We start from the raw sequence: 19,145 nt of genomic DNA on the forward strand, positions 1-19,145 counted from the left end.
CTCGTGTCCCGTACCCGTCGTGGGTGCGGGTCATGCGGCCATTCCTACGCCTTCGAGCTGATCACGCAGCTCGTCGATGATCCGGGTCAGGATCCGGGAGACCTGGGTCTGGGTGACGCCGATGGCCTCGCCGATCTCTGCCTGGCTGCGGTCCTCGATGAAGCGCAGCCTCACCACGAGCTGGTCGCGCGGACACAGCACGCGGATCGCCTGCTCCAGGGCGAGCCGGGTCTCGCAGCCGTCGAGTCCGCCGTCGATGCCGGGCAGCATGTCTCCGATGGTCGCCTCCGTCGACGACCCGGCGTCGCCGGGGCGCAGCGGGGCGTCCAGCGAGGAGGGGGTGAAGCAGCCACGGGCGTCGAGCGCCTCGCGTACCTTCTGCTCCGGCACGTGGGCGATCTCGGCCAGCTCCGAGGTGGGCAGGTTGCCCCGCTCCGACCCGATCCGCAGCAGCGTGCTCTGCAGCTCCTGGATGGGGCGCGGCGGCCGCACCGTCCAGCCGTGGTCACGGAACCAGCGCTTCACCTCACCGCGGATCGTGGGTACGGCATAGGTGAGGAAGTCGTCGGCGCGATCGGGATGGAAGCTCTTCGCGGCCCGGACGAGCGCGATGTATGCGACCTGCTCGAGATCGGCGCGGGGGATGCCGCGGCCCGTGTAGCGGTGGGCGATCGAGCGGGCGACCGCCGCGTTGAGCAGGATCACCTCCTCGAGGATTCGATCCCGCTCCTCACCGTCCGCATCGTGTGCCTCCGCCAACAGCTCTGAGGTCAGACGCTGGCGTTCGGAACGGGGGAGGTCTGTCTCGAAAGTTGTCGTCGTCATGGGTAGTTAGTGCCGGTCCGGACCGTCTTCCAACGGCTCCAGGGGGAACTTCACCCCGGCGGGTGTGCGCCATCGGAGGCGCAACCACCCCTTCGGGTGAATCTCGGACGACTTTGTCCCGCCGTGCCGCATCAGCGCAGGCCCGTCCGGGCACCGGGAGGGAATGAGAATCCTGATCTGGCACGTGCACGGCGCCTGGACGACGGCGTTCGTGCACGGTCGCCACGACTACCTGCTCCCGACCACTCCGGACCGGGGCCCCGACGGGCGAGGACGCCCGCCCACCTGCGAGTGGCCCGCGGCAGCGCGGGAGGTCTCTCCCGAGTCGCTGGCGGACGAGGAGGTCGACGTCGTTCTCCTCCAGCGTCCGCACGAGGTCGAGCTGGCCGAGCAGTGGCTCGGCGGTCGGCGGCCGGGCCGCGACGTACCCGCCGTCTATCTGGAGCACGACACCCCGGCCGGGAACGTCCCCGACACCCGCCACCCGATGGCGGGCGGCGATGTCCCGATCGTGCACGTCACCGGTTTCAACGACCTCCTCTGGGACTGTGGCGGCACCCCGACCACGGTGATCGAGCACGGCATCGTCGATCCGGGTCGCCGCTACACCGGGGACATCGAGCGCGCCGCGGTGGTCGTCAACGACCCGGTACGCCGCGGCCGCTCGGTCGGCGCCGACCTGATCCCGGAGCTGGCCGAGGGTGTCGGCGCCGACGTCTTCGGCGCGCGTGTCGAGCACCTGCCCGCGTACCGGGGCCTGAGGACGTACGAGAGCCTGTCCCAGCGCGACCTGCACGACCATCTTCCGCGGCGCCGCGTCTATGTCGACCTCAACCGCTGGACGTCGCTGGGGATCTCGCTGATCGAGGCGATGTACCTCGGCATGCCGATCGTCGCCCTGGCCACCACCGAGACCCCGCTCGCGGTGCCGTCCGAGGCGGGTTTCGTCACCACCCGCCGCGACCAGATCGTTCCTGCCGTGCGTTACCTGATGAAGGATCCCGACGTCGCGGAGCAGGCCGGCCGGATCGGCCGCCGTCACGCCAAGAGACGCTACGGCCTCGACCGATTCCTCGCCGACTGGCACGACGTGCTCCATACGGTCGTCGCGGGGGCCGCACCGTGACCTCGGAGGAACGTTCGGAGGATCGCAAAGGACCTCGGGAGGTTTGAGCACGCGCCAAGTGGGTACCGAAAGGGGCATCCCCCGCAACAACTACACACCGAGGTGAGATCCAAATGGCACTACTTCTCTGGCTGATCGCGGCAGTCTTGGTGATCGGCGGCATCCTGGCGCTGGTCCGTGGCCAAATCCTATGGGGAGCAGTCCTCATCGTGGTCGGCTTGTTGGTCGGCCCCGGTGGGGTGAGCATCTTCACGTAGACACCATGCGGCCCGGTGCCCGCGAGGGTCCCGGGCCGCGTGGCGTCCGGTGTGAAGTCCGGTAAGCAACTGGAGCGAAAGGACCGACCATGGGTAAGTGCGTCACGTGCGGTAACGACTACGACGAGACCTTCGAGGTGACCACGGCCTCGGGTGAGCGTCATGTCTTCGACTCGATCGAGTGTGCTGTGCCGGTGATCGCGCCCGTGTGCGTCAACTGCGGCACCCGCGTCCTCGGGCACGGGGTGCAGAACGAGCAGCACATGTTCTGCTGCGCTCACTGTGCTCAGGCGGTGGGTGTCACCGGGGTGCACGACCGGGTCACCAGCGGCTCCTGAGCCGGTACTCCCGGCTCGACCATCAGCGGCGCCCTGCGAAACGCAGGGCGCTGTGGTGTTCGTGGGCCAGTCGGCGTAGGCAGAGCAGGAACTCTCCGAGGACGACCTGGCCCAGAACCATCTGCTCCATCATCGCCTCGCGGTCCTGGGTGTCGTCGATCTGATCGAGCTCGTAGGCGGCGATCGCGTCCACGAGGGGGAGGTAGGTCGCCGCACCCTCGGGGTCGGTGGGGAGGCCGCTGTCGAGGATGACCTTGATGATGCCGGCGAGATGGTCGCGCTCGGGGGCGTCGGGCCGCACCTTGGTCCATCCCGCCTGGGCGACGATCTGGTCGGCGAGCTCCCGGGTGTGGGCGTCGCGGGCCTCGGGGACGGTCGTCTCGGTGCGGAGCGCGTCGCAGGCTTCCCCGAACATGTCGTGCACCGACGCGCTGCGGTCCTGGGTCGCGTCGACGAGCGCCTTGAGCGCTCCGACCGGGACGGCACCCACATCGCGTAGCACGCGGAGCAGGCGCAGGCGGCGTACGTGCTGGTCGTCGTAGTCGGCCAGGCGCTCGGAGAGCTTCCTGCCGGGGGAGAGGAGGCCCTCGCGTACGTAGTACTTGATCGTCGCGACGCTCACGCCGGTCGAGTCGGCTAGCTCGGAGATCCGCATCGTTCCTCCGGGAACTGGTTGACAGCGCTGCTGGATAGGAGCACTATCTTAGACTAGATACTATCACTATCCAGTCAGGGGGACCGGAATGTCGAAGATCGCCCGGGCCTATCGGGAGGCTCCCAAGAACGTGCCGGACGGCGTCACGCCGGGGCATAGCGTCGCCGACGTCGGAGCGGACGAGGTCGTCGTGTTCCTGATCGGGATGCGCATCCATCGCTGGCACAAGGTGCGCAGCTGGTTCCCGGCGTTCGTCGGGATGCCGCGGATGCTTGCCGAGCTCGCCAAGAACCCCGACCTCGGGCTGCTCTCGGCGCGCAGCTATTGGTCGGGACGAGTGTTGCTGACGGTGCAGTACTGGCGCAGCGTCGAGGAGCTCGGCCGGTTCGCCAAGGACCCGTCCCTCACGCACGCTCCCGCCTGGGCCGCCTTCAACCGGCGCGCGGCTTCGACCGGCGACGTCGGGATCTGGCACGAGACCTATCGGGTTCCCGCCGACCAGGTCGAGACGCTCTACGGCAACATGCCGGCCTTCGGCCTCGGGGCCGCGCTCGGGGTCGTCGAGCGTGCCGCCGGTCGGCGGAACCGGACCCACGAGCGGATGGGCTCCACCCGTCCGGAGTACGTCGAGACCTCTACAGGGCGGTGACGGTCTCGGTGGGGGAGAGTGCCCGGGTGGGCGCGCCTCGCAGCAGCACCACGGAGAGCAGGGCGGCGATCCCGGCGCAGACCGCGGCGCCGGCGAAGACGGTGTGCTCCTGGGCGATGGCGGCGCCGACGAGCAGATCCTGGTAGTCCTCGCACATGCCGCCGCCGGTGCACACCGACGACAGCGACGGAAGGTCGGCCTGGGCGGCGTAGTAGCTGCGCAGTCCGATCGTGGTCAGCGCCGAGATGCCGACCAGCATCCCGACCATGCGGGCCACAACCGTGAACGAGGTGGTCAGGCCGTGCATCGACTGCTCTGTCGTGGCCAGGATCGCCGCGTTGACCGGCGCCAGGGCGAGGCCGAAGCCGAGGCCGCCGGCGACGAGCACGACGGTCGCCGACAGCGAGCGCAGCGCGTCGGCGTCCCAGCGGGCCATGAGCACGAACGCCACCGCGGCCAGCAGCATCCCGCCACCCGCGATCACACCCGCGGGCAGTCGCCGGGTGAGGAAGCCGCCCGCGACCGCACCCACCGGTAGCGCGACCAGGAACTCGAGCAACACCAGGGCCGCCTTCAGCTGGCTGTCGCCGTAGATCGTGGTGCGGGCGAAGAGCGGTACGTCGATCAGCGCCGCCACCAGCGCGGCACCGACGAAGAACGAGATCAGCACCGAGCCCCACGCCGGGGTCCGGGCGAACGCGCCGCGCGGCACGATCGGGTCCTGCGCCCGGCGCAGGTGGAAGACGAAGCCGAGCAGAGCCAGCCCGCCGGCGACCAGGTACCAGGTGCCCTGCTCGGAGAAGACCGCCACCTCGGGGTCGGCGGTCGCGAAGGCCAGGATCACCCCGGCCAGGGCGAAGGAGAGCAGGAGCGCCCCGAGGAGGTCGACCTCGGCGGCGATCCGGCCGAGCACGCGGCGTACGTTCGGCCGCAGGCCGCACTTCACCAGGAACCCGAGAGTCGCGATGATCGTGACCAGACCCAGCGGGGTCAGCCAGCGCGTCGACCCGGCCGCGGGCACGTAGAGGGCGCCCCAGGTCAGATCCTGGACCAGGGTGGTCGGCTCGATCGCCAGCAGTACGAACGCCGCGCCGGCGACCAGCAACAGCAGCAGCGCGATCAGGTCCGGTCGTGGGCGACCCCGGGCGGCAGCGCCAGGGTCCGAGTGGCCCAGCCGCCGGATCGCCACCGCCAGTACGACGCCGACGACGAGGTTGAGCACGAAGATCGCGCGCCAGTCCGCGATGGCGAGCACGGCCGCTCCGATGAGCGGCCCGAGCACCGAGCCGAGCTCCTGGACCGCCGAGACCAGCCCGAGCGGAACCCCACGGCGCTCAGCGGGGTAGAGCGCCGCGACGAGCGCGAGGGTCGCCGGCACGAGCGCGCCGCCGCCCAGCCCCTGGAAGAACCGGCCGACCACCATCGCGGACAGGTCCCACGACAGAGCCGTCAGGAACGAGCCGAACGCGAAGACGACCAGCCCGCCGACGAGCACCGGCAGGTGCCCGAGAAGGTCGGCGAGGCGCCCGATCAGCGGCAGCACGGCCACATAGCCCAGCAGGAACCCCGAGATCAGTGGCGCGGCCCGCTGCAGCTCCTCGATCGAGAGCCCCACGCCGGCCATCATGTCCGGCAGCGCGAGCACCACGACGTAGGTGTCCGCGGCGGCGAATGCCACCGCGATCGCAGCGAGCCAGAGAACGGCTCTCACGGCTTTGCGATCTCCTTCTCGACGCCGTACTCGGTCACGTCGATCGTGTAGGAGTACGCCGCCTCGCCCTCACCGCTGAAGTGGCCCTTGATGGTGGCCTCGGTGAGCTCGTCGGAGTCGTTGATGATGTAGGTGACGTCGAAGTCGCCGGTCGCGCCGGCGAGGATCTTCTGGACCGCGGTGTCCGGGAGCGTGCCGGTGTAGGTCGAGAGGATCTCGTCGTTGTCGGCGCCGCCGCGTACGGACTTGCCGATCTTCACGTCCTCGGTCGCGGCGAGCAGCGAGGAGATGCCGGTCTCCGGAGCGATCAGCGCGGCCGGGTCGGGCACGCCGTAGTCGGCCGGGTCGAGCTCCTGGAACGTGGTCGTGAACGGCAGCTTCGCGTAGACGACGTCGTCGACCGAGACCACCTCGACCTGCGCCTCCGCACCCATCACCGGCACTGTCAGGGTGCCCTCGAAGGCGGGCTCGCGGGTCAGCGTCCCGGTCGCCGCCTTCAGCGTGGTGATGCCCTCGGGCAGGTCGTCGGAGGCGATCGAGAAGTTGATCCCGCTCGTCTCGTCGAGGTGCTTCTGCGCCGCCGCGAGCACCTGCTTAGGCGTACGTCCCTTGGCCGGGTCCTCGTCGCCGCACGAGGTCATCACGAGAAGCGCGGCCAGAAGGGCGACGAGAGCGAAGGCGAGGCGTGGCAGGCTCATGGGCATGCGGCTCAGGATGCCACGCCCCGCAACCCTCAGGGAGTCCAGGTCACCCCATCGGAGATGCGCCGGTCGTTCGCTGTGCTCGCGAGCACGCGGCGGGTGAGGAAGGCGAGGAGAAGCGCAATGGCTCCGACGAGGGCGACGGCGGCGCCGAGGCCGCCGAGGGCACCGGTGAAGGCGACGACCAGGAGCGGGCAGACGAACTCGCCGAGGAACTGGGCCGCGGTCCACAGGCCCGTGCCGCGACCGCGCTGCTCGAAGGTGAGGCCGGACTGGGCCCAGACGAGCAGGGTGGGCAGCATCAGGCCGGTGCCGGCCGAGGCGATGACCGCGCCGAGCACGATGACCGGCACCATCGAGGTGGCGCCGAGCAGCACCAGGCCGATCCCGGCCAGCCCGAAGGCGATGGGCAGCAGCGTGGCGGTGCCGCGGGCGGAGACCCGGCCGAAGGTGTACGCACCACCGGCCGTGGCGAGGGAGGCGAGCGCGGCGAACGCGCCGATGGTGGGGACGGCGGTGATCCCGGCGGCATCGAGCACGTAGGGGAGCTCCACGATCGGGGTGTAGAAGACGATGCCGCCGACGACGCTGACGGCGCAGGGCAGCGCGAGGGCGCGCGCGGGCAACGGCGGGAGGGGCGTGCGCTCACCGGCCCGGGCGGTCTCGCCGGAGGGCTGCCAGATGAGCGCGGCGGCGAGGACGAGGAAGAGCAGGCTGGAGGCGTAGAGCCAGAACGGGTTGCGCCAGTCCTGGGCGCCCAACGCTCCGCCGAGAGCGAAGAACAGGGTCGCCGACAGCGACGCGAACACGGTCTGCATGCCGAGCCAGCGGTCGCGCTCGGTGCCGGCGAAGTAGTCGGAGATGAGCGTCGTGCAGCAGGTCATGATCGCCGCCTCGGCGACGCCGACCCCTGCCCGGCTGAGCACGATCGCAGCCAGCCCGTCCAGCCACAGCGGCGCGGTGCCGAAGACGGCGTAGACGGCCAGGCCGGTCAGCAGCAGACGCTTGCGTCCGAAGCGGTCCACGATGCTGCCCGCGAACGGCGCCAGCAGCGCGATCATCAGTGCGGGGACGGTGAGCGAGAGCGGCACCAGTGCGGTCGCGGCGCCGCTGTGGCCGAAGTGATCCTGCATCCGGGGCAGGACGGGAGCGAGCAGCACCGCGCCGAGGACCGGCAGGCAGCTCATGAACATCAGCAGGAAGCCCTGCGTGCGTCCGGCTTTCCGGACGGGCGTGAGGGTGTCGGGCATGGGGTCTCCATGGATCAGGCCGAGATCGTGTGACAGCAGTCACAGCATCGTGGGAGATCCAGGAGGTATCGCGGAAGCCAAACCTGCTTCTGCTGGGTATCAGCCCCGTCGATACTCGAAGGTCAGCCCGACTGCTCCAGCCGCGCGGCGGCGAGCGTCATCATCCGGCGCAGCCACCCGTGCGCCGGATCCGCGCGATGGACGGGGTGCCACCAGAACGCCTCCTTCAGTGGGAGGACGTCCCAGGGGCAGTCGAGGGTGCGCACGCCAGCGGCGCCCGCCAGCCGGGTGGCGAGCTGGCGCTGCAGCAGGGCGACGCGCGGGGTCCCGGCGACCAGGAACGGGACCGGGAGGAAGCTCTCGGTCACCACGTGGATGTCCGGCTCGACCCCGATCATGCTGAGCTGGCGTACGGCCGGGGTGAAGGCGGTCGGGGCGTGGTGGGTGACGACCCAGGGCATCTCGGCGAGCTGCTCCATGGTGATCTCATCGCCGACCGCGTCGTTGTCGGCGGAGACGACCAGCACCCAGCCGTCGGTGTGGAGCTCGACCGCGGGCAGGTCCTGGAGGAAACCGTGGGGAAGGATCATCCCGTCCACGTGCCGCAGCGACTCCGGCGCCTGATCGACGTCGAAGTGGGTCTGCAGCTGGAACCGCAGGCGTACGCCGGGGGCCTCCTGGGCCACCTCGGTGGCGAGGTGGTCACCGAGGATCGTCGTGGAGTAGTCCGAGGCGACCACGGTGAACTCCCGGGTCGAGGTCGCCGGGTCGAAGCCCGGCTCGGCCTCGAAGACCCGGCGTACGCCGACGAGCGCCGTCGTGGTGGTGCCGCGCAGCTGGGTGGCCAGTGGGGTGAGGTCGTAGCGGTTGCCGGTGCGGACGAGGAGCTCGTCGCTGAAGTGGCGCCGCAGGCGCCGCAGCGCCGCCGAGACCGCCGGCTGGCTCAGTCCCAGCCGCTCCGCCGCGCGGGTCACGTTGCGCTCCTCGAGCAGCGCGTCCAAGGAGAGCAGCAGGTTGAGATCGAGGTTGCGGAGCGGATCGGTCGCCATGGTCTGACTATAAACACGGTGTATAGGCGGGATAGGAAATCTGCTCTTCCCGAATAGTTGTGTGCGGTTCAGAGTGGTGCTCGTCACTCCACCATCTCGCACATCAGGGAGATCTCATGCCCGCCATCAGCTCGGTTCTCGTCATCGGTGCCGGAACCGCCGGGACAGCTACCGCGATCCTGCTCGCCGAGCGCGGCGTCTCGGTCGACCTCGTCGAGGCCAAGCCGGACCTCGCCGCCCTCGGCTCCGGGATCACGCTGCAGGGCAACGCACTGCGGGTGCTGCGCGACCTCGGCGTATGGGAGCAGGTCCGCGCGGAGGGCTACCCCTACGACACCCTCGGGCTGCGCGCGCCGGACCCGGCAGGCAGCCTGCTGGTCGAGCTCGAGGACCACCGCACCGGCGGCCCGGAGCTGCCCGCGACGATGGGTATGTATCGCCCCGCCCTGGCCCTGATCCTCCTCGAGCGGGCGGTCGCGGCCGGTGCCAAGGTGCGGTTCGGGGTCACCCCATCCGGCATCGAGCAGGACGAGACGGGCGTCGACGTCGCCTTCGCGGACGGGTCGCACGGCCGCTACGACCTCGTCGTCGGTGCCGACGGGGTGCGCTCGTGGACGCGCCGGGCGATCGGCATCGACGTCGAGCCCGAGCCGGTCGGCATGGGCATCTGGCGCGTTTTCACCGACCGGCCTGCCTCGGTCACCGGCACGGACCTTTTCTACGGCGGCCCGTCCTACATCGCGGGTTACTGCCCGACCTCGGAGGCCAGCCTCTACGCCTACATCGTCGAGCCGGACCAGGACCGCAGCGGGCTCAGCCCCGAGGAGGGGCTGGCCGTGATGCGGGAGCTGGCCGAGGCCTACCACGGACCGTGGGACGAGATCCGTGGCTCGCTGACCGACCCGAGCCGGGTCAACTACACCCACTTCGAGAGCCACGTCGTCGCCGGTCCGTGGAACCGGGGCCGGGTCGTGGTCATCGGCGACGCCGCCCACAGCTGCCCGCCGACCCTGGCCCAGGGTGCCGCCCAAGCGCTCGAGGACGCCGCGGTGCTCGCCGAGCTGCTGACCGGCCACGACGACCTGGCCACCGTCTGGCCCGCGTTCACCGAGCGCCGGCTGACCCGCGCACAGACCGTCGTCGAGGCCTCGCTCCAGCTCTGCGCCTGGCTGAAGGCGCACGAGCGCGGTGACGTACCCGGGCTGATCGCCCGCGTCGCCGACCTCGTCAGCGACCCCGCCTGACCACCCACCGATCTCACGAGGAGAACACCGTGACCGAGACCATCATCGAGACCCCGCCCGCCGAGCGGCTGATCACCCACCTGCGCCACGTCGACCTGGCCGTGCCGGACTACGAGCGGCAGCTGGAGTTCTACACGAACACCTGGAAGCTCAAGGCCGAGACGACCGACAGCGGCCTGGCGTTCCTGGCCGCGGAGGGCTCCCCGGAGCACTACTCCGTCCGCCTGCGCCGCGCCGACGACAAGCGCCTCGACCTGATCGCGTTCGGTGCGGCGAGCCCGGCCGACGTGGACGCGATGGCCGAGCGGCTCGGCCGTGCCGGGGTGAAGCTCGTCAGCGAGCCGGGCCCGGTGCTGACGCCGGGCGGCGGCTACGGCTTCCGCTTCTTCGACAACGACGGACGTACGGTCGAGGTCTCCTGCGATGTTGCCGTGCGCCAGCATCGGAAGATCGAGGAGGGCGAGTCGGTCCCGGTCAAGCTCTCCCACGTCGTCATCAACTCGCCCAACCCCGAGCAGACCGTGGCGTTCTACCAGCGCCACCTCGGCTTCGCACTCTCCGACACCCTGATGCACCCGCGGCTGGGCTCGATGATGTGGTTCCTGCGTACGAACCGGTTCCACCACAGCCTCGCGATCGCCCGCGGGCCGCACGTCGCGCTGCACCACGCCTCCTTCGAGATGCGCGGCCTGGACGAGTACATGCGCGGCACCGGGCGGCTGCTGCGGGCCGGCGTGGAGAAGATCTGGGGGCCGGGGCGGCACCTGGCCGGCAACAACACCTTCAGCTACTTCCTGGACCCGCACGGCAACACCGTCGAGTACACCACCGAGCTCGAGGAGCTCGTCGAGGACAACTGGCACCCGCATCTGTACGACTTCAGCGACCCGGACGTCTCCGACCAGTGGGGCACCGCCAACCCGATGGACGAGCTGGTCGCCGGCAAGTCCTTCAACGACCCGGACAAGGGCGTCTTCGTCGCCCCGCCGGTCTGAGGAGGGCCGATGAAGCTGGCAACCTTCCGCGATCCTGACCTCGACGTGCCGCGCGTCGGCCTGGTCACCGAGGACGGACTCCACCCGTTCGCCGTCCGGCACACGATGCGTGCGCTCATCACAGCCGGGCGCGACGTGCTCGACCGTGCCGCCGACCATGCCCGGGCGGCGGAGGCCATCGACCTCGCCGAGGTCGAGCTGCTGGCGCCGCTGGAGCCGGCCTCGGTGCGCGACTTCGTCGCCTTCGAGGAGCACGTCGAGGGCGTACGCCGCTCGGTCGACGGCGTCAGCGGCGTCCCCGACGCCTGGTACGACGCCCCGGCCTTCTACTTCACCAACCCGCACGCGATCCTCGGACCGGGCGCGGAGGTCCCGTTCCCCGCGGCCTGCGCGGCCCGTGACTTCGAGCTGGAGGTCGCCGCCGTCGTCGGGGCCGAGGGCCGGTCGGTCCCGCCCGAGGAGGCCGGGGCGTACGTCTTCGGCTACACGATCTTCAACGACTGGTCGGCGCGTGACCTGCAGGGCCGCGAGATGCAGGTCGGTCTCGGGCCGGCCAAGGGCAAGGACTTCGCGACCACCCTCGGGCCGTGGATCGTGACGGCCGACGAGCTGGAGCCGTACCGCGACGAGGACGGCTTCCTCGACCTGCTGTGCACGGTGACGGTCAACGGTGTCGAGGTCGGTCGCGACCGGCTCTCGAACGCCGGCTGGACCTTCGAGACGATGATCGCGTACGCCTCCCGCGACTCCCGCGTGGTCGCCGGCGACGTCCTCGGGTCGGGCACCGTCGGCAACGGCGGGTGCCTGGCCGAGCTGTGGGGCCGTCATGGCTCGCAGGAGCCGAAGCCGCTGCAGCCGGGTGACGAGGTCACCCTCGAGGTCGAGGGGATCGGCACCCTCACCAACACCGTCGCGGTCGCGCCGCCCGCTCCCGGGCTGCCGCCGGTGCGCCGACGCGACCCGGTGGCCCGATGAGCGGGCTGGCCGGACGCACGGTCGTGGTCACCGGAGCGGCCTCCGGGATCGGGGCCGCCGTGGCGTCTGCCGTGACCGCGGCGGGCGGGACGGTGGTCGGCCTCGACCGCGACACCGCGTCCGGCGTACGAACCTTCGATGTGCGTGACGAGGATGCCTGGGCCGACCTGGCCGCCGAGCTCGCCGGGCCGGTTCACGGGTTGGTGAGCTGTGCCGGCGTGACCCGCCGCGCCCGGGTCGGCTCTGCGAGCGTCACCGACATGCGGGAGACCCATGACGTCAACGTGCTCGGGCCGCTGCTCGGGATCCAGGCGCTGGCTCCGCTGATGCCGCCAGGAGGGTCGATCGTCACCATCGGGTCGCTCGCCGCCCTGCAGGGGCACTATCCGGTGGCCTACACCACCAGCAAGTGGGCCGTTCGCGGGCTCACGCACACCGCGGCCCTCGAGCTGGGGGAGCGCGGGATCCGGGTCAACGCCGTACACCCGGGCTTCATCGAGACCGCCATGACCGCCTCCGCGCCGGTTGCGTTCCGAGAAGCCTCGGTCGCCGCCGCTCCGCTCGGCCGCGTCGGCACGCCCGAGGAGGTCGCGTCGGTCGTGGTCTTCCTGCTCGGCGACGGCGCGGCGTACGTCACCGGTGCCGAGATCCCCGTCGACGGCGGGGCCGCGTCGCACGCCGGCGCCAAGGCCGTCTCCGACGCCCTGCGCTGAGTTTCATCGATAAGAAGAGGACAAGAGATGTTCGAGTACTTTCCCGGCAACTACGTCTGGAACCTGGGTGTGGTCGCCACGCTCAACTCCGACGGCCTGATCGACGAGGTCGACCGAGCCTGCCGGCCGCTGAAGGAGCTGGCCGCGCAGGGCTCCGACGTGGGCACCGCCGAGTTCATGGCCGCCTGGCGCGGTGTCGCCGACCAGCTCGAGGAGCAGGCGGGCGAGGCCGAGAAGGCCGGCCACCGGCGTACGGCCGGGCAGAAGCTCTTCCGCGCCTCCGTCTACGTCTCCCAGGCCGAGCGGATGCAGAGCGCGAAGGACCCGGGCCGCAATGCCGAGTACCAGCGCAGCGTCGACCTGCTCGTCCGCTCCTTCGAGCTGCTCGACCAGCCGACGGTCAAGGTCGCCATCCCGTACGCCGAGGACGGTCGCGAGACCTCCCTGCCGGCCTACTTCCACCCGGCTCATCGGGACGGGACGCCGGCGCCCGTGATGATCGTGTGGAACGGGCTCGACTCGACCAAGGAGATGATGGTCGGCGCCGGCGTCCACACCGAGCTGGCCGCTCGCGGCATCTCGACACTGATGGTCGACTGTGGTGGCGCCGGGGAGGCGCTGCGCCTCGACGGGCTCGCTGCGCGCGTCGACACCGAGGCCTGGGCCGCGGCCTGCGTCGACTGGCTCGAGACGCGCTCGGACGTGCGTGCCGACCGGATCGGGCTCGTGGGCTGGTCGCTCGGTGGCTACTACGCACCTCGCGCCGCGGCGTACGAGAAGCGGCTGGCGCTGTGCGTGGCCTGGGGTGCCAACCACGACTGGGGCGCGGTGCAGAAGCGCCGGCTCGACCGGGAGGGCGAGAACCCGGTGCCGCACTACTGGGACCACGTGCTGTGGGTGTGGGGGCAGCCCGACATCGACACGTTCATCGACTTCGCCGAGGATGTGAACCTCGACGGCGTGGTCGAGGAGATCACCGTGCCGTTCCTCATCGCCCACGGTGAGAACGACCGCCAGATCCCGCTCTCCTACGCGCATCGCTCCTACGACCAGGCGGTGAACAGCCCCAAGCGCGAGCTGCGGATCTTCTCGCCCGAGGAGGGAGCCACCGAGCACATCGGGCTGGACCACTTTCCGCATGTCATGGGCTTCATCGCCGACTGGGTCGCCGACACCTTCGCCGAGCTGGACGCGTCGTGACCTCCCTTGATCGGAGCGATCCCGAAGGCGAGATCGCGAAGACGGTCGCCCGCGTCTCCAACTGGGGGCGCTGGGGCGAGGACGACGTACGCGGGACGATGAACTTCCTCACCGACGCCAAGCGGGTCTCGGCTGCGGGGCTGGTGCAGACCGGCCGTTCCTACTCGCTCTCGCTGCCCTTCGACATGGACGGGCCGCAGAACGGCTGGCGGCGGCGTACGAATCCGGTGCACACCATGCTCGACACCGGCACCGACGCGGTCGCCGGCGTTCAGGGGTTCCCGCACGGGATCGGCGGCGCGGACGACGTCATCGCGATGCCGCTGCAGTGCTCGACCCAGTGGGACGGGCTCGGCCACATCTTCGACCACGGGCGGGCCTGGAACGGCCGCCCGGCGGAGTCGGTGGTCACCTCGTTGGGCGATGGTGTCACCGGGATCGAGACGGTCGCCGACGTGGTCTGCGGTCGCGGCGTGCTGCTCGACGTCGGCCGCGCGGTCGGCACCGACGGAGAGCTCCCCGACGGGTTCGCCATCACCGAGGAGCACCTGGAGCGCACCATCGCCGCCCAGGGGTCCAGCGCGGCCGTGGGCCGCGGCGACATCGTCGTCGTACGCACCGGGCAGCTCTCCCGTGCCCGCCGGGGCGTCGCCGCAGGTGAGGGCTGGGGTGGCTATGCCGGGGGAGCGGCCCCCGGCCTCTCCTTCACCACCGCCGACTGGCTGCACCGCACCGAGATCGCCGCGATCGCCACCGACACCTGGGGTTTCGAGGTGCGCCCGAACGAGTTCGACGACGCCTTCCAGCCTCTGCATCAGGTCGCGATCCCACACCTCGGCCTCTTCCTGGGCGAGATGTGGGACCTGGACGGCCTGGCGGCCGCTTGCGCCGAGGACGGCCGGTACGACTTCCTCCTCACGGCTGCCCCGCTCCGCGTCACCGGCGCCGTCGGCGCCCCGGTGAACCCCATCGCCCTCCGCTGACGCACGCCGAAGAGTCAGTTTCTGACGCCGAGGGGTCGGTTCTTGACGCCGAGAGGTCAGTTTCTGGCACTGACGAGTCGGTTTTCGACGCCGAGAAGTCGATTCCTCGCGTCAGAGAACTGACTCTTCGCGGTCAACAACTGACGTTTCGGCGTCAGAAATCGACCCCTCGCGGTCAGAAACTGACGTCTCGGCGGGCTATCTGTTGGCGACCGGGCCGGCTACGGCGTCGATGGGCTGATCGAGCGGGACTCCGGAGCCGTCGCGGCGGGGGTCGATCTCGGGCAGGTCGATGGGGGCGCCGGAAGCTGCGGCGGCCATCGGAGGTGCGGCACCTACCCAGGCGAAGACGAGGGTGTCCTCGCCCTTGAGGTAGCGGTGCGCGCGTACGCCGCCGGTGGCTCGGCCCTTGGCCGGGTATTCGCTGAACGGCGTGGTCTTCACCGAGCCGGTCTCGGTCCCGGGCAGAGCGCTCGACGATCCGGCGACGGTCACGACCGCGGCGCCCTCGGGGGCGTCGGGGGAGACGACACCGAAGAAGACGACCTTGGAGCCGTGGGCCATCCGGACGCCGGCCATCCCGCCGGCGCTGCGGCCCTGCGGACGGACGACGTCCGCCGGGAAGTGCAGGAGCTGGGCGTCGGAGGTGACGAAGACCAGCGACTCGGTGCCGGTGCGCAGCTGGGCCGCGCCGACCACCTCGTCGCCGTCGGCGAGCTTGATGACCTCCCACTCGTCCTTGTTGAGCAGCACCTCGGGGTTGACCCGCTTCACGACGCCCAGGCGGGTGCCGAGCGCGATGCCGGGACCGTCGGTGGCCAGCGTCGTCAGCGCGAGCGCCCGCTCGTCGGACTCCAGCGAGAGCAGCGCGGACAGCGGCAGCCCGCCGGAGAGGTTCGGGTCGCCGTGGGTCGGCGGCAGCGCCGGCAGGTCGAGCACCCCGAGACGTACGAGACGACCGCGGGAGGTCAGCACGCCGATCTGGCCGCGCGCGGTCGCCGGGACCACCGAGACGATCACGTCGTGGTTGGCGCGGCCGGAGCCGGTGGAGAACGGCTCGGCGTCCGAGGAGCGGGCCAGGAGACCGGTCGAGGAGAGCAGCGCGAAGCACGGGTCGTCGGCGACCTCGAGGCTCATCGACTCGAGCGCCGGGGTGCCGGCGGAGGCGAGCAGCACGGTGCGCCGTGGGGTGCCGAACGTCTTGGCCACCTCGCCCAGCTCGTCGGAGACGACCTTCCGCAGCATCTCGTCGTCGCCGAGGATCGAGTCGAGGTATTCGATCGTCGAGCGCAGGTCGTCGCGCTCCTTCTCCAGCTCGATCTTGGAGAACTTCGTCAGCCGGCGCAGCGCCATGTCGAGGATGTACTCCGCCTGCGGTTGGCTCAGGTCGAAGACCGAGATCAGCCGCTCCTTCGCCTCTCCGGCGTTGTCGGAGGAGCGGATCAGCTGGATGACCTCGTCGATGTCGAGGATCGCGATCAGCAGCCCGTCGACCAGGTGGAGGCGGTCGGCGGCCCGGTCGCGGCGGAACTGGCTGCGACGGCGGACGACGTCGTAGCGGTGTCCCAGGAAGACCTCGAGCAGCTCCTTGAGGCCGAGCGTGCGCGGCTGCCCGTCGACGAGCGCGACGTTGTTGATCCCGAAGGAGTCCTCCAGCGGCGTCATCTTGTAGAGCTGCTCGAGGACCGCCTCGGGCACGAACCCGTTCTTGACCTCGATCACCAGGCGGGTGCCGTGCTCACGGTCGGTGAGGTCCTTGAGGTCGGCGATGCCCTGGATCTTCTTGGACTGCACCAGGACCTTGACGCGCTCGATGATCTTCTCGGTGCCGATGTTGAACGGCAGCTCGGTGATCACGATGCCCTTGCGGCGCCCGAACGGCTCGATCCGCGTGGTGGCGCGGATCTTGAAGGAGCCGCGCCCGGTCTCGTACGCATCCCGGATCCCGTCCAGGCCGACGATGGTGCCGCCGGTGGGGAGGTCGGGGCCGGGGATGAACTTCATCAGCGTGTCGAGCTCGGCGCCGGGGTGCTTGATCAGGTGGCGCGCGGCGGCGATGACCTCGATCAGGTTGTGCGGGGCCATGTTGGTGGCCATGCCGACCGCGATGCCGGTGGCGCCGTTGACCAGCAGATTGGGGATCGCGGCGGGGAGCACGCTCGGCTCCATCTCCCGCGAGTCGTAGTTGGGCCGGAAGTCGACCGTGTCTTCCTTGATGTCATCGGTCATCGCCTGCGCGGCCGGACCCATCCGGGCCTCGGTGTAACGCATCGCGGCAGCCGGGTCGTCACCGCCGGGGGAGCCGAAGTTGCCGTGCCCGTCGATCATCGGCAGCCGCATCGCCCACGGCTGCGCCATCCGGACCAGGGCGTCGTAGATCGCGCCGTCACCGTGCGGGTGCAGCTTGCCCATCACCTCACCGACGATGCGGGCACACTTCACGTGGCCGCGGTCTGGACGTACGCCCATGTCGTTCATCGTGTAGAGGATCCGGCGCTGCACGGGCTTGAGACCGTCGCGGGCGTCGGGCAGTGCCCGGGAGTAGATGACGGAGTAGGAGTACTCCAGGAATGAGGACCGCATCTCGTCCCCGATGTCGGTGTCGAGGATGTGCTCCTCGAAGTCGTCGGGTACGTCCTGCTTGGTCTTGCCGCGTGCCATAAGGGGCATTGTCTCGAATCCCTGTGCGAACGCCACACCGGGCTCGCCGACGGTGCCAATTTCTGGGTGCGATCCGAGGCACTTAGCCCCTTTCGTACGCCGCACATCCGCGTACATTGGCTGTGTAGATCAAACCGTCCAGGAGTCACCGGTTCAACGCACATGGAGGTGCTTGAAGATGGCTGTCACCCAGATCGAGCTCGACGACGAGCTGCTCGCGGAGATCCAGCGGATCTCCGGCACGACCACGCCCCAGGAGGCGGTGGAGTTCGCCGTGCGTGAACTCGTCATCCGCAACCATGAGGGCGACGCTCCCAAGCACGCCCAGAAGCTGGCGCGGAACTGGGACTATGACGGCTGGCGGGTGCTCAACGAGCGCGACCGGGCCAACGTCGTACGTCACTGAGGGTTCCTCGAAGGGTTGGTGCGTTTTCGCTGCCGCGTTGGCCGCCGACCCTTTCGGGAGGATCGAGAAAACTTGGCTGGCTGTCGGGACGTCGCACATGCGTCGACATCAGGTGGCCGACGGGTCGTCGAGCACCAGGTCGAGCAGGCCGGGGAACCGACGGTCGAACTCGTCGCGCATCAGCCTGTTCATCCGCCGGTTGCCCTCGTCGCGCTGCTCGAGGAGACCGGCGTCGACGAGTGACCTGAAGTGATGGGTCAGTGTCGACTTCCCCACCGGGAGGTCGAACTGACCGCACGCGATCGTCCACGGCTCGGCCGCGGCCAGCTGCCGGAGGATCGAGCGGCGTACGGGGTCGCCGACCGCGTCGAGGGCACCCTGGAGCGCCGCGTCGGTTGCAGTGGTGCGGAAGTCGGTTGACATGTTCGATCTCCGTCGTACAAGGTTTGAATGTTCGATCATCGTCGAACATAACCTATCGGAGGGGTTCTGGCATGCCTGACCAGCAGAAGGTGGACGAGCTCAAGAGGCGGCTGACGCGGTACGGGGTGTGGACCGGTGCGCAGCAGTGGACCGACCTCGGCCGGGCGCGCGAGGTCGCGGCCGAGGTGGAGAGCCTGGGGTACGGCGCGATCTGGGTCGGAGTCTCCTCGCTGCCGTTCGAGGTGCACGAGGCGCTGCTCGCCGGCACCACCGACCTGCTCGTGGTCACCGGCATCGTGAGCATCTGGGACAACCCCGCCGCGGAGGTGGCGGAACGTCATCGAGAGCTCAACGCGACGTACGGCGACCGGTTCGTGCTCGGTCTCGGCAACAGTCATGCGCAGCGGGTCGGCGAGCAGACGTACGTTAAGCCGTACAGCCGAACCGTGGCCTACCTCGACGAGCTCGACGCTGCCGGCACGGTCCCCGAGGAGGGCCGGCTCCTGGCCGCTCTTCGCCCGCGCATGCTCGGCCTCGCCGGCAACCGCACCGCCGGCGCGCACCCGTACCTGATGCCTCCGGAACACACCGCACACGCACGGGCCGCTCTCGGCGCCGGCCCCTTGCTGGCTGCCGAGCAGAAGGTGGTCCTCGAGGCCGATCCGGCACGCGCTCGGGCCATCGCCCGGCAGCGCCTGTCGATGTACCTCGGCCTGCCCAACTACACCGGCGCGCTGCAGGACTACGGCCTCGAGCCTGAAGACTTCGAGGGCGAGGGCAGCGACCGCTGGGTGGACCTCGGCGCCGCCTGGGGCGACGAGGACGCGGTGCGGGGGCGCCTGCAGGCGCATCACGACGCCGGCGCGGACCACGTGCTGGTCCAGGTGCTCACCGAGGACAGCTCCTCCGACCTGCCGCTTGTCGAGTGGCGCACGCTTGCGAGCACTCTTCAGCTTCGCGCCCGCTGTAGTTGACTGGGGTGTA

The 19,145-nt window shown here is 70.2% G+C and carries 20 protein-coding genes; 12 read left to right on the forward strand and 8 right to left on the reverse strand.

What is annotated here, in order from left to right:
* Positions 1-30: 30 nt before the first annotated feature.
* Positions 31-825, reverse strand: a complete 795-nt coding sequence (locus tag ACFX43_RS20480) for a sigma-70 family RNA polymerase sigma factor (protein WP_378833798.1) — start codon at positions 823-825, stop codon at positions 31-33.
* Between the two features lie 163 nt (positions 826-988).
* On the opposite strand from ACFX43_RS20480, the gene ACFX43_RS20485 reads away from it, so the two are divergent.
* The 3 genes from ACFX43_RS20485 to ACFX43_RS20495 all read left to right on the forward strand — a co-directional run bounded on the left by ACFX43_RS20485 (position 989) and on the right by ACFX43_RS20495 (position 2,546).
* Complete coding sequence (locus ACFX43_RS20485) at positions 989-1,951, forward strand: glycosyltransferase (RefSeq protein WP_378833806.1); 963 nt, start codon at positions 989-991, stop codon at positions 1,949-1,951.
* Positions 1,952-2,064: 113 nt separating this feature from the next.
* Positions 2,065-2,208: a GPGG-motif small membrane protein gene (locus ACFX43_RS20490; protein ID WP_008361769.1), complete on the forward strand. Its 144-nt coding sequence runs from the start codon at positions 2,065-2,067 to the stop codon at positions 2,206-2,208.
* A gap of 89 nt (positions 2,209-2,297) precedes the next feature.
* Positions 2,298-2,546: a hypothetical protein gene (locus tag ACFX43_RS20495; RefSeq protein WP_378833814.1), complete on the forward strand. Its 249-nt coding sequence runs from the start codon at positions 2,298-2,300 to the stop codon at positions 2,544-2,546.
* Between the two features lie 22 nt (positions 2,547-2,568).
* Here the strand turns inward: ACFX43_RS20495 and ACFX43_RS20500 are convergent, their stop codons facing one another.
* Positions 2,569-3,201 (reverse strand): MerR family transcriptional regulator, encoded by a 633-nt coding sequence (locus tag ACFX43_RS20500; protein WP_378833819.1) that lies wholly within the window; start codon positions 3,199-3,201, stop codon positions 2,569-2,571.
* An 88-nt stretch (positions 3,202-3,289) separates the two neighbouring features.
* On the opposite strand from ACFX43_RS20500, the gene ACFX43_RS20505 reads away from it, so the two are divergent.
* Positions 3,290-3,850, forward strand: coding sequence for a DUF4188 domain-containing protein (locus tag ACFX43_RS20505; protein ID WP_378833824.1), 561 nt, complete (start codon positions 3,290-3,292; stop codon positions 3,848-3,850).
* Here ACFX43_RS20505 and ACFX43_RS20510 read toward each other — a convergent pair.
* The 4 genes from ACFX43_RS20510 to ACFX43_RS20525 all read right to left on the reverse strand — a co-directional run bounded on the left by ACFX43_RS20510 (position 3,837) and on the right by ACFX43_RS20525 (position 8,561).
* Positions 3,837-5,561 carry an MFS transporter gene (locus ACFX43_RS20510; protein WP_378833828.1) on the reverse strand — a complete coding sequence of 575 codons (1,725 nt, stop codon included), beginning with the start codon at positions 5,559-5,561 and terminating at the stop codon, positions 3,837-3,839. The genes ACFX43_RS20505 and ACFX43_RS20510 overlap by 14 nt on opposite strands.
* Positions 5,558-6,265 carry an LppX_LprAFG lipoprotein gene (locus ACFX43_RS20515; protein ID WP_378833837.1) on the reverse strand — a complete coding sequence of 236 codons (708 nt, stop codon included), beginning with the start codon at positions 6,263-6,265 and terminating at the stop codon, positions 5,558-5,560. The genes ACFX43_RS20510 and ACFX43_RS20515 overlap by 4 nt, the downstream gene beginning before the upstream one ends.
* A 29-nt stretch (positions 6,266-6,294) precedes the next feature.
* Positions 6,295-7,512 (reverse strand): MFS transporter, encoded by a 1,218-nt coding sequence (locus ACFX43_RS20520; RefSeq protein ID WP_378833842.1) that lies wholly within the window; start codon positions 7,510-7,512, stop codon positions 6,295-6,297.
* 122 nt (positions 7,513-7,634) lie between these two features.
* Positions 7,635-8,561 carry a LysR family transcriptional regulator gene (locus ACFX43_RS20525; protein WP_378833852.1) on the reverse strand — a complete coding sequence of 309 codons (927 nt, stop codon included), beginning with the start codon at positions 8,559-8,561 and terminating at the stop codon, positions 7,635-7,637.
* Positions 8,562-8,677: 116 nt separating this feature from the next.
* On the opposite strand from ACFX43_RS20525, the gene ACFX43_RS20530 reads away from it, so the two are divergent.
* The 6 genes from ACFX43_RS20530 to ACFX43_RS20555 are packed head-to-tail and all read left to right on the forward strand — an operon-like array spanning position 8,678 to position 14,671.
* The gene (locus ACFX43_RS20530) at positions 8,678-9,805 is read left to right on the forward strand and encodes an FAD-dependent monooxygenase (protein ID WP_378833860.1); all 1,128 of its coding nucleotides are present in this window, start codon (positions 8,678-8,680) and stop codon (positions 9,803-9,805) included.
* A gap of 29 nt (positions 9,806-9,834) precedes the next feature.
* Positions 9,835-10,800: a VOC family protein gene (locus ACFX43_RS20535; RefSeq protein WP_378833865.1), complete on the forward strand. Its 966-nt coding sequence runs from the start codon at positions 9,835-9,837 to the stop codon at positions 10,798-10,800.
* Positions 10,801-10,809: 9 nt separating this feature from the next.
* Entirely contained in the window at positions 10,810-11,775 is a 966-nt protein-coding gene (locus tag ACFX43_RS20540; RefSeq protein WP_378833876.1) for a fumarylacetoacetate hydrolase family protein, read from the forward strand.
* Positions 11,772-12,488 (forward strand): SDR family NAD(P)-dependent oxidoreductase, encoded by a 717-nt coding sequence (locus ACFX43_RS20545; RefSeq protein ID WP_378833885.1) that lies wholly within the window; start codon positions 11,772-11,774, stop codon positions 12,486-12,488. The genes ACFX43_RS20540 and ACFX43_RS20545 overlap by 4 nt, the downstream gene beginning before the upstream one ends.
* Before the next feature lie 27 nt (positions 12,489-12,515).
* Positions 12,516-13,688 (forward strand): alpha/beta hydrolase family protein, encoded by a 1,173-nt coding sequence (locus ACFX43_RS20550; protein WP_378833890.1) that lies wholly within the window; start codon positions 12,516-12,518, stop codon positions 13,686-13,688.
* Positions 13,685-14,671, forward strand: coding sequence for a cyclase family protein (locus ACFX43_RS20555; RefSeq protein WP_378833897.1), 987 nt, complete (start codon positions 13,685-13,687; stop codon positions 14,669-14,671). The genes ACFX43_RS20550 and ACFX43_RS20555 overlap by 4 nt, the downstream gene beginning before the upstream one ends.
* 198 nt (positions 14,672-14,869) lie before the next feature.
* Here the strand turns inward: ACFX43_RS20555 and ACFX43_RS20560 are convergent, their stop codons facing one another.
* Complete coding sequence (locus tag ACFX43_RS20560) at positions 14,870-17,332, reverse strand: DNA topoisomerase (ATP-hydrolyzing) subunit A (RefSeq protein WP_378833902.1); 2,463 nt, start codon at positions 17,330-17,332, stop codon at positions 14,870-14,872.
* A 178-nt stretch (positions 17,333-17,510) separates the two neighbouring features.
* Here ACFX43_RS20560 and ACFX43_RS20565 point away from each other — a divergent pair, with 178 nt between their 5' ends.
* Positions 17,511-17,738 carry a type II toxin-antitoxin system VapB family antitoxin gene (locus ACFX43_RS20565; RefSeq protein WP_378833905.1) on the forward strand — a complete coding sequence of 76 codons (228 nt, stop codon included), beginning with the start codon at positions 17,511-17,513 and terminating at the stop codon, positions 17,736-17,738.
* A 108-nt stretch (positions 17,739-17,846) separates the two neighbouring features.
* On the opposite strand, the gene ACFX43_RS20570 is transcribed toward ACFX43_RS20565, so the two are convergent.
* Positions 17,847-18,161: an ArsR/SmtB family transcription factor gene (locus ACFX43_RS20570; protein WP_378833912.1), complete on the reverse strand. Its 315-nt coding sequence runs from the start codon at positions 18,159-18,161 to the stop codon at positions 17,847-17,849.
* Positions 18,162-18,232: 71 nt separating this feature from the next.
* Between ACFX43_RS20570 and ACFX43_RS20575 the strand changes: the two genes are divergently transcribed.
* On the forward strand, positions 18,233-19,135 hold the full coding sequence (locus ACFX43_RS20575; protein ID WP_378833919.1) for a TIGR03620 family F420-dependent LLM class oxidoreductase: 903 nt from the start codon (positions 18,233-18,235) through the stop codon (positions 19,133-19,135).
* The last annotated feature ends 10 nt before the right edge of the window (positions 19,136-19,145 follow it).

Source organism: Nocardioides sp. YIM B13467 (assembly GCF_042788075.1).
Taxonomy (GTDB): domain Bacteria; phylum Actinomycetota; class Actinomycetes; order Propionibacteriales; family Nocardioidaceae; genus Nocardioides.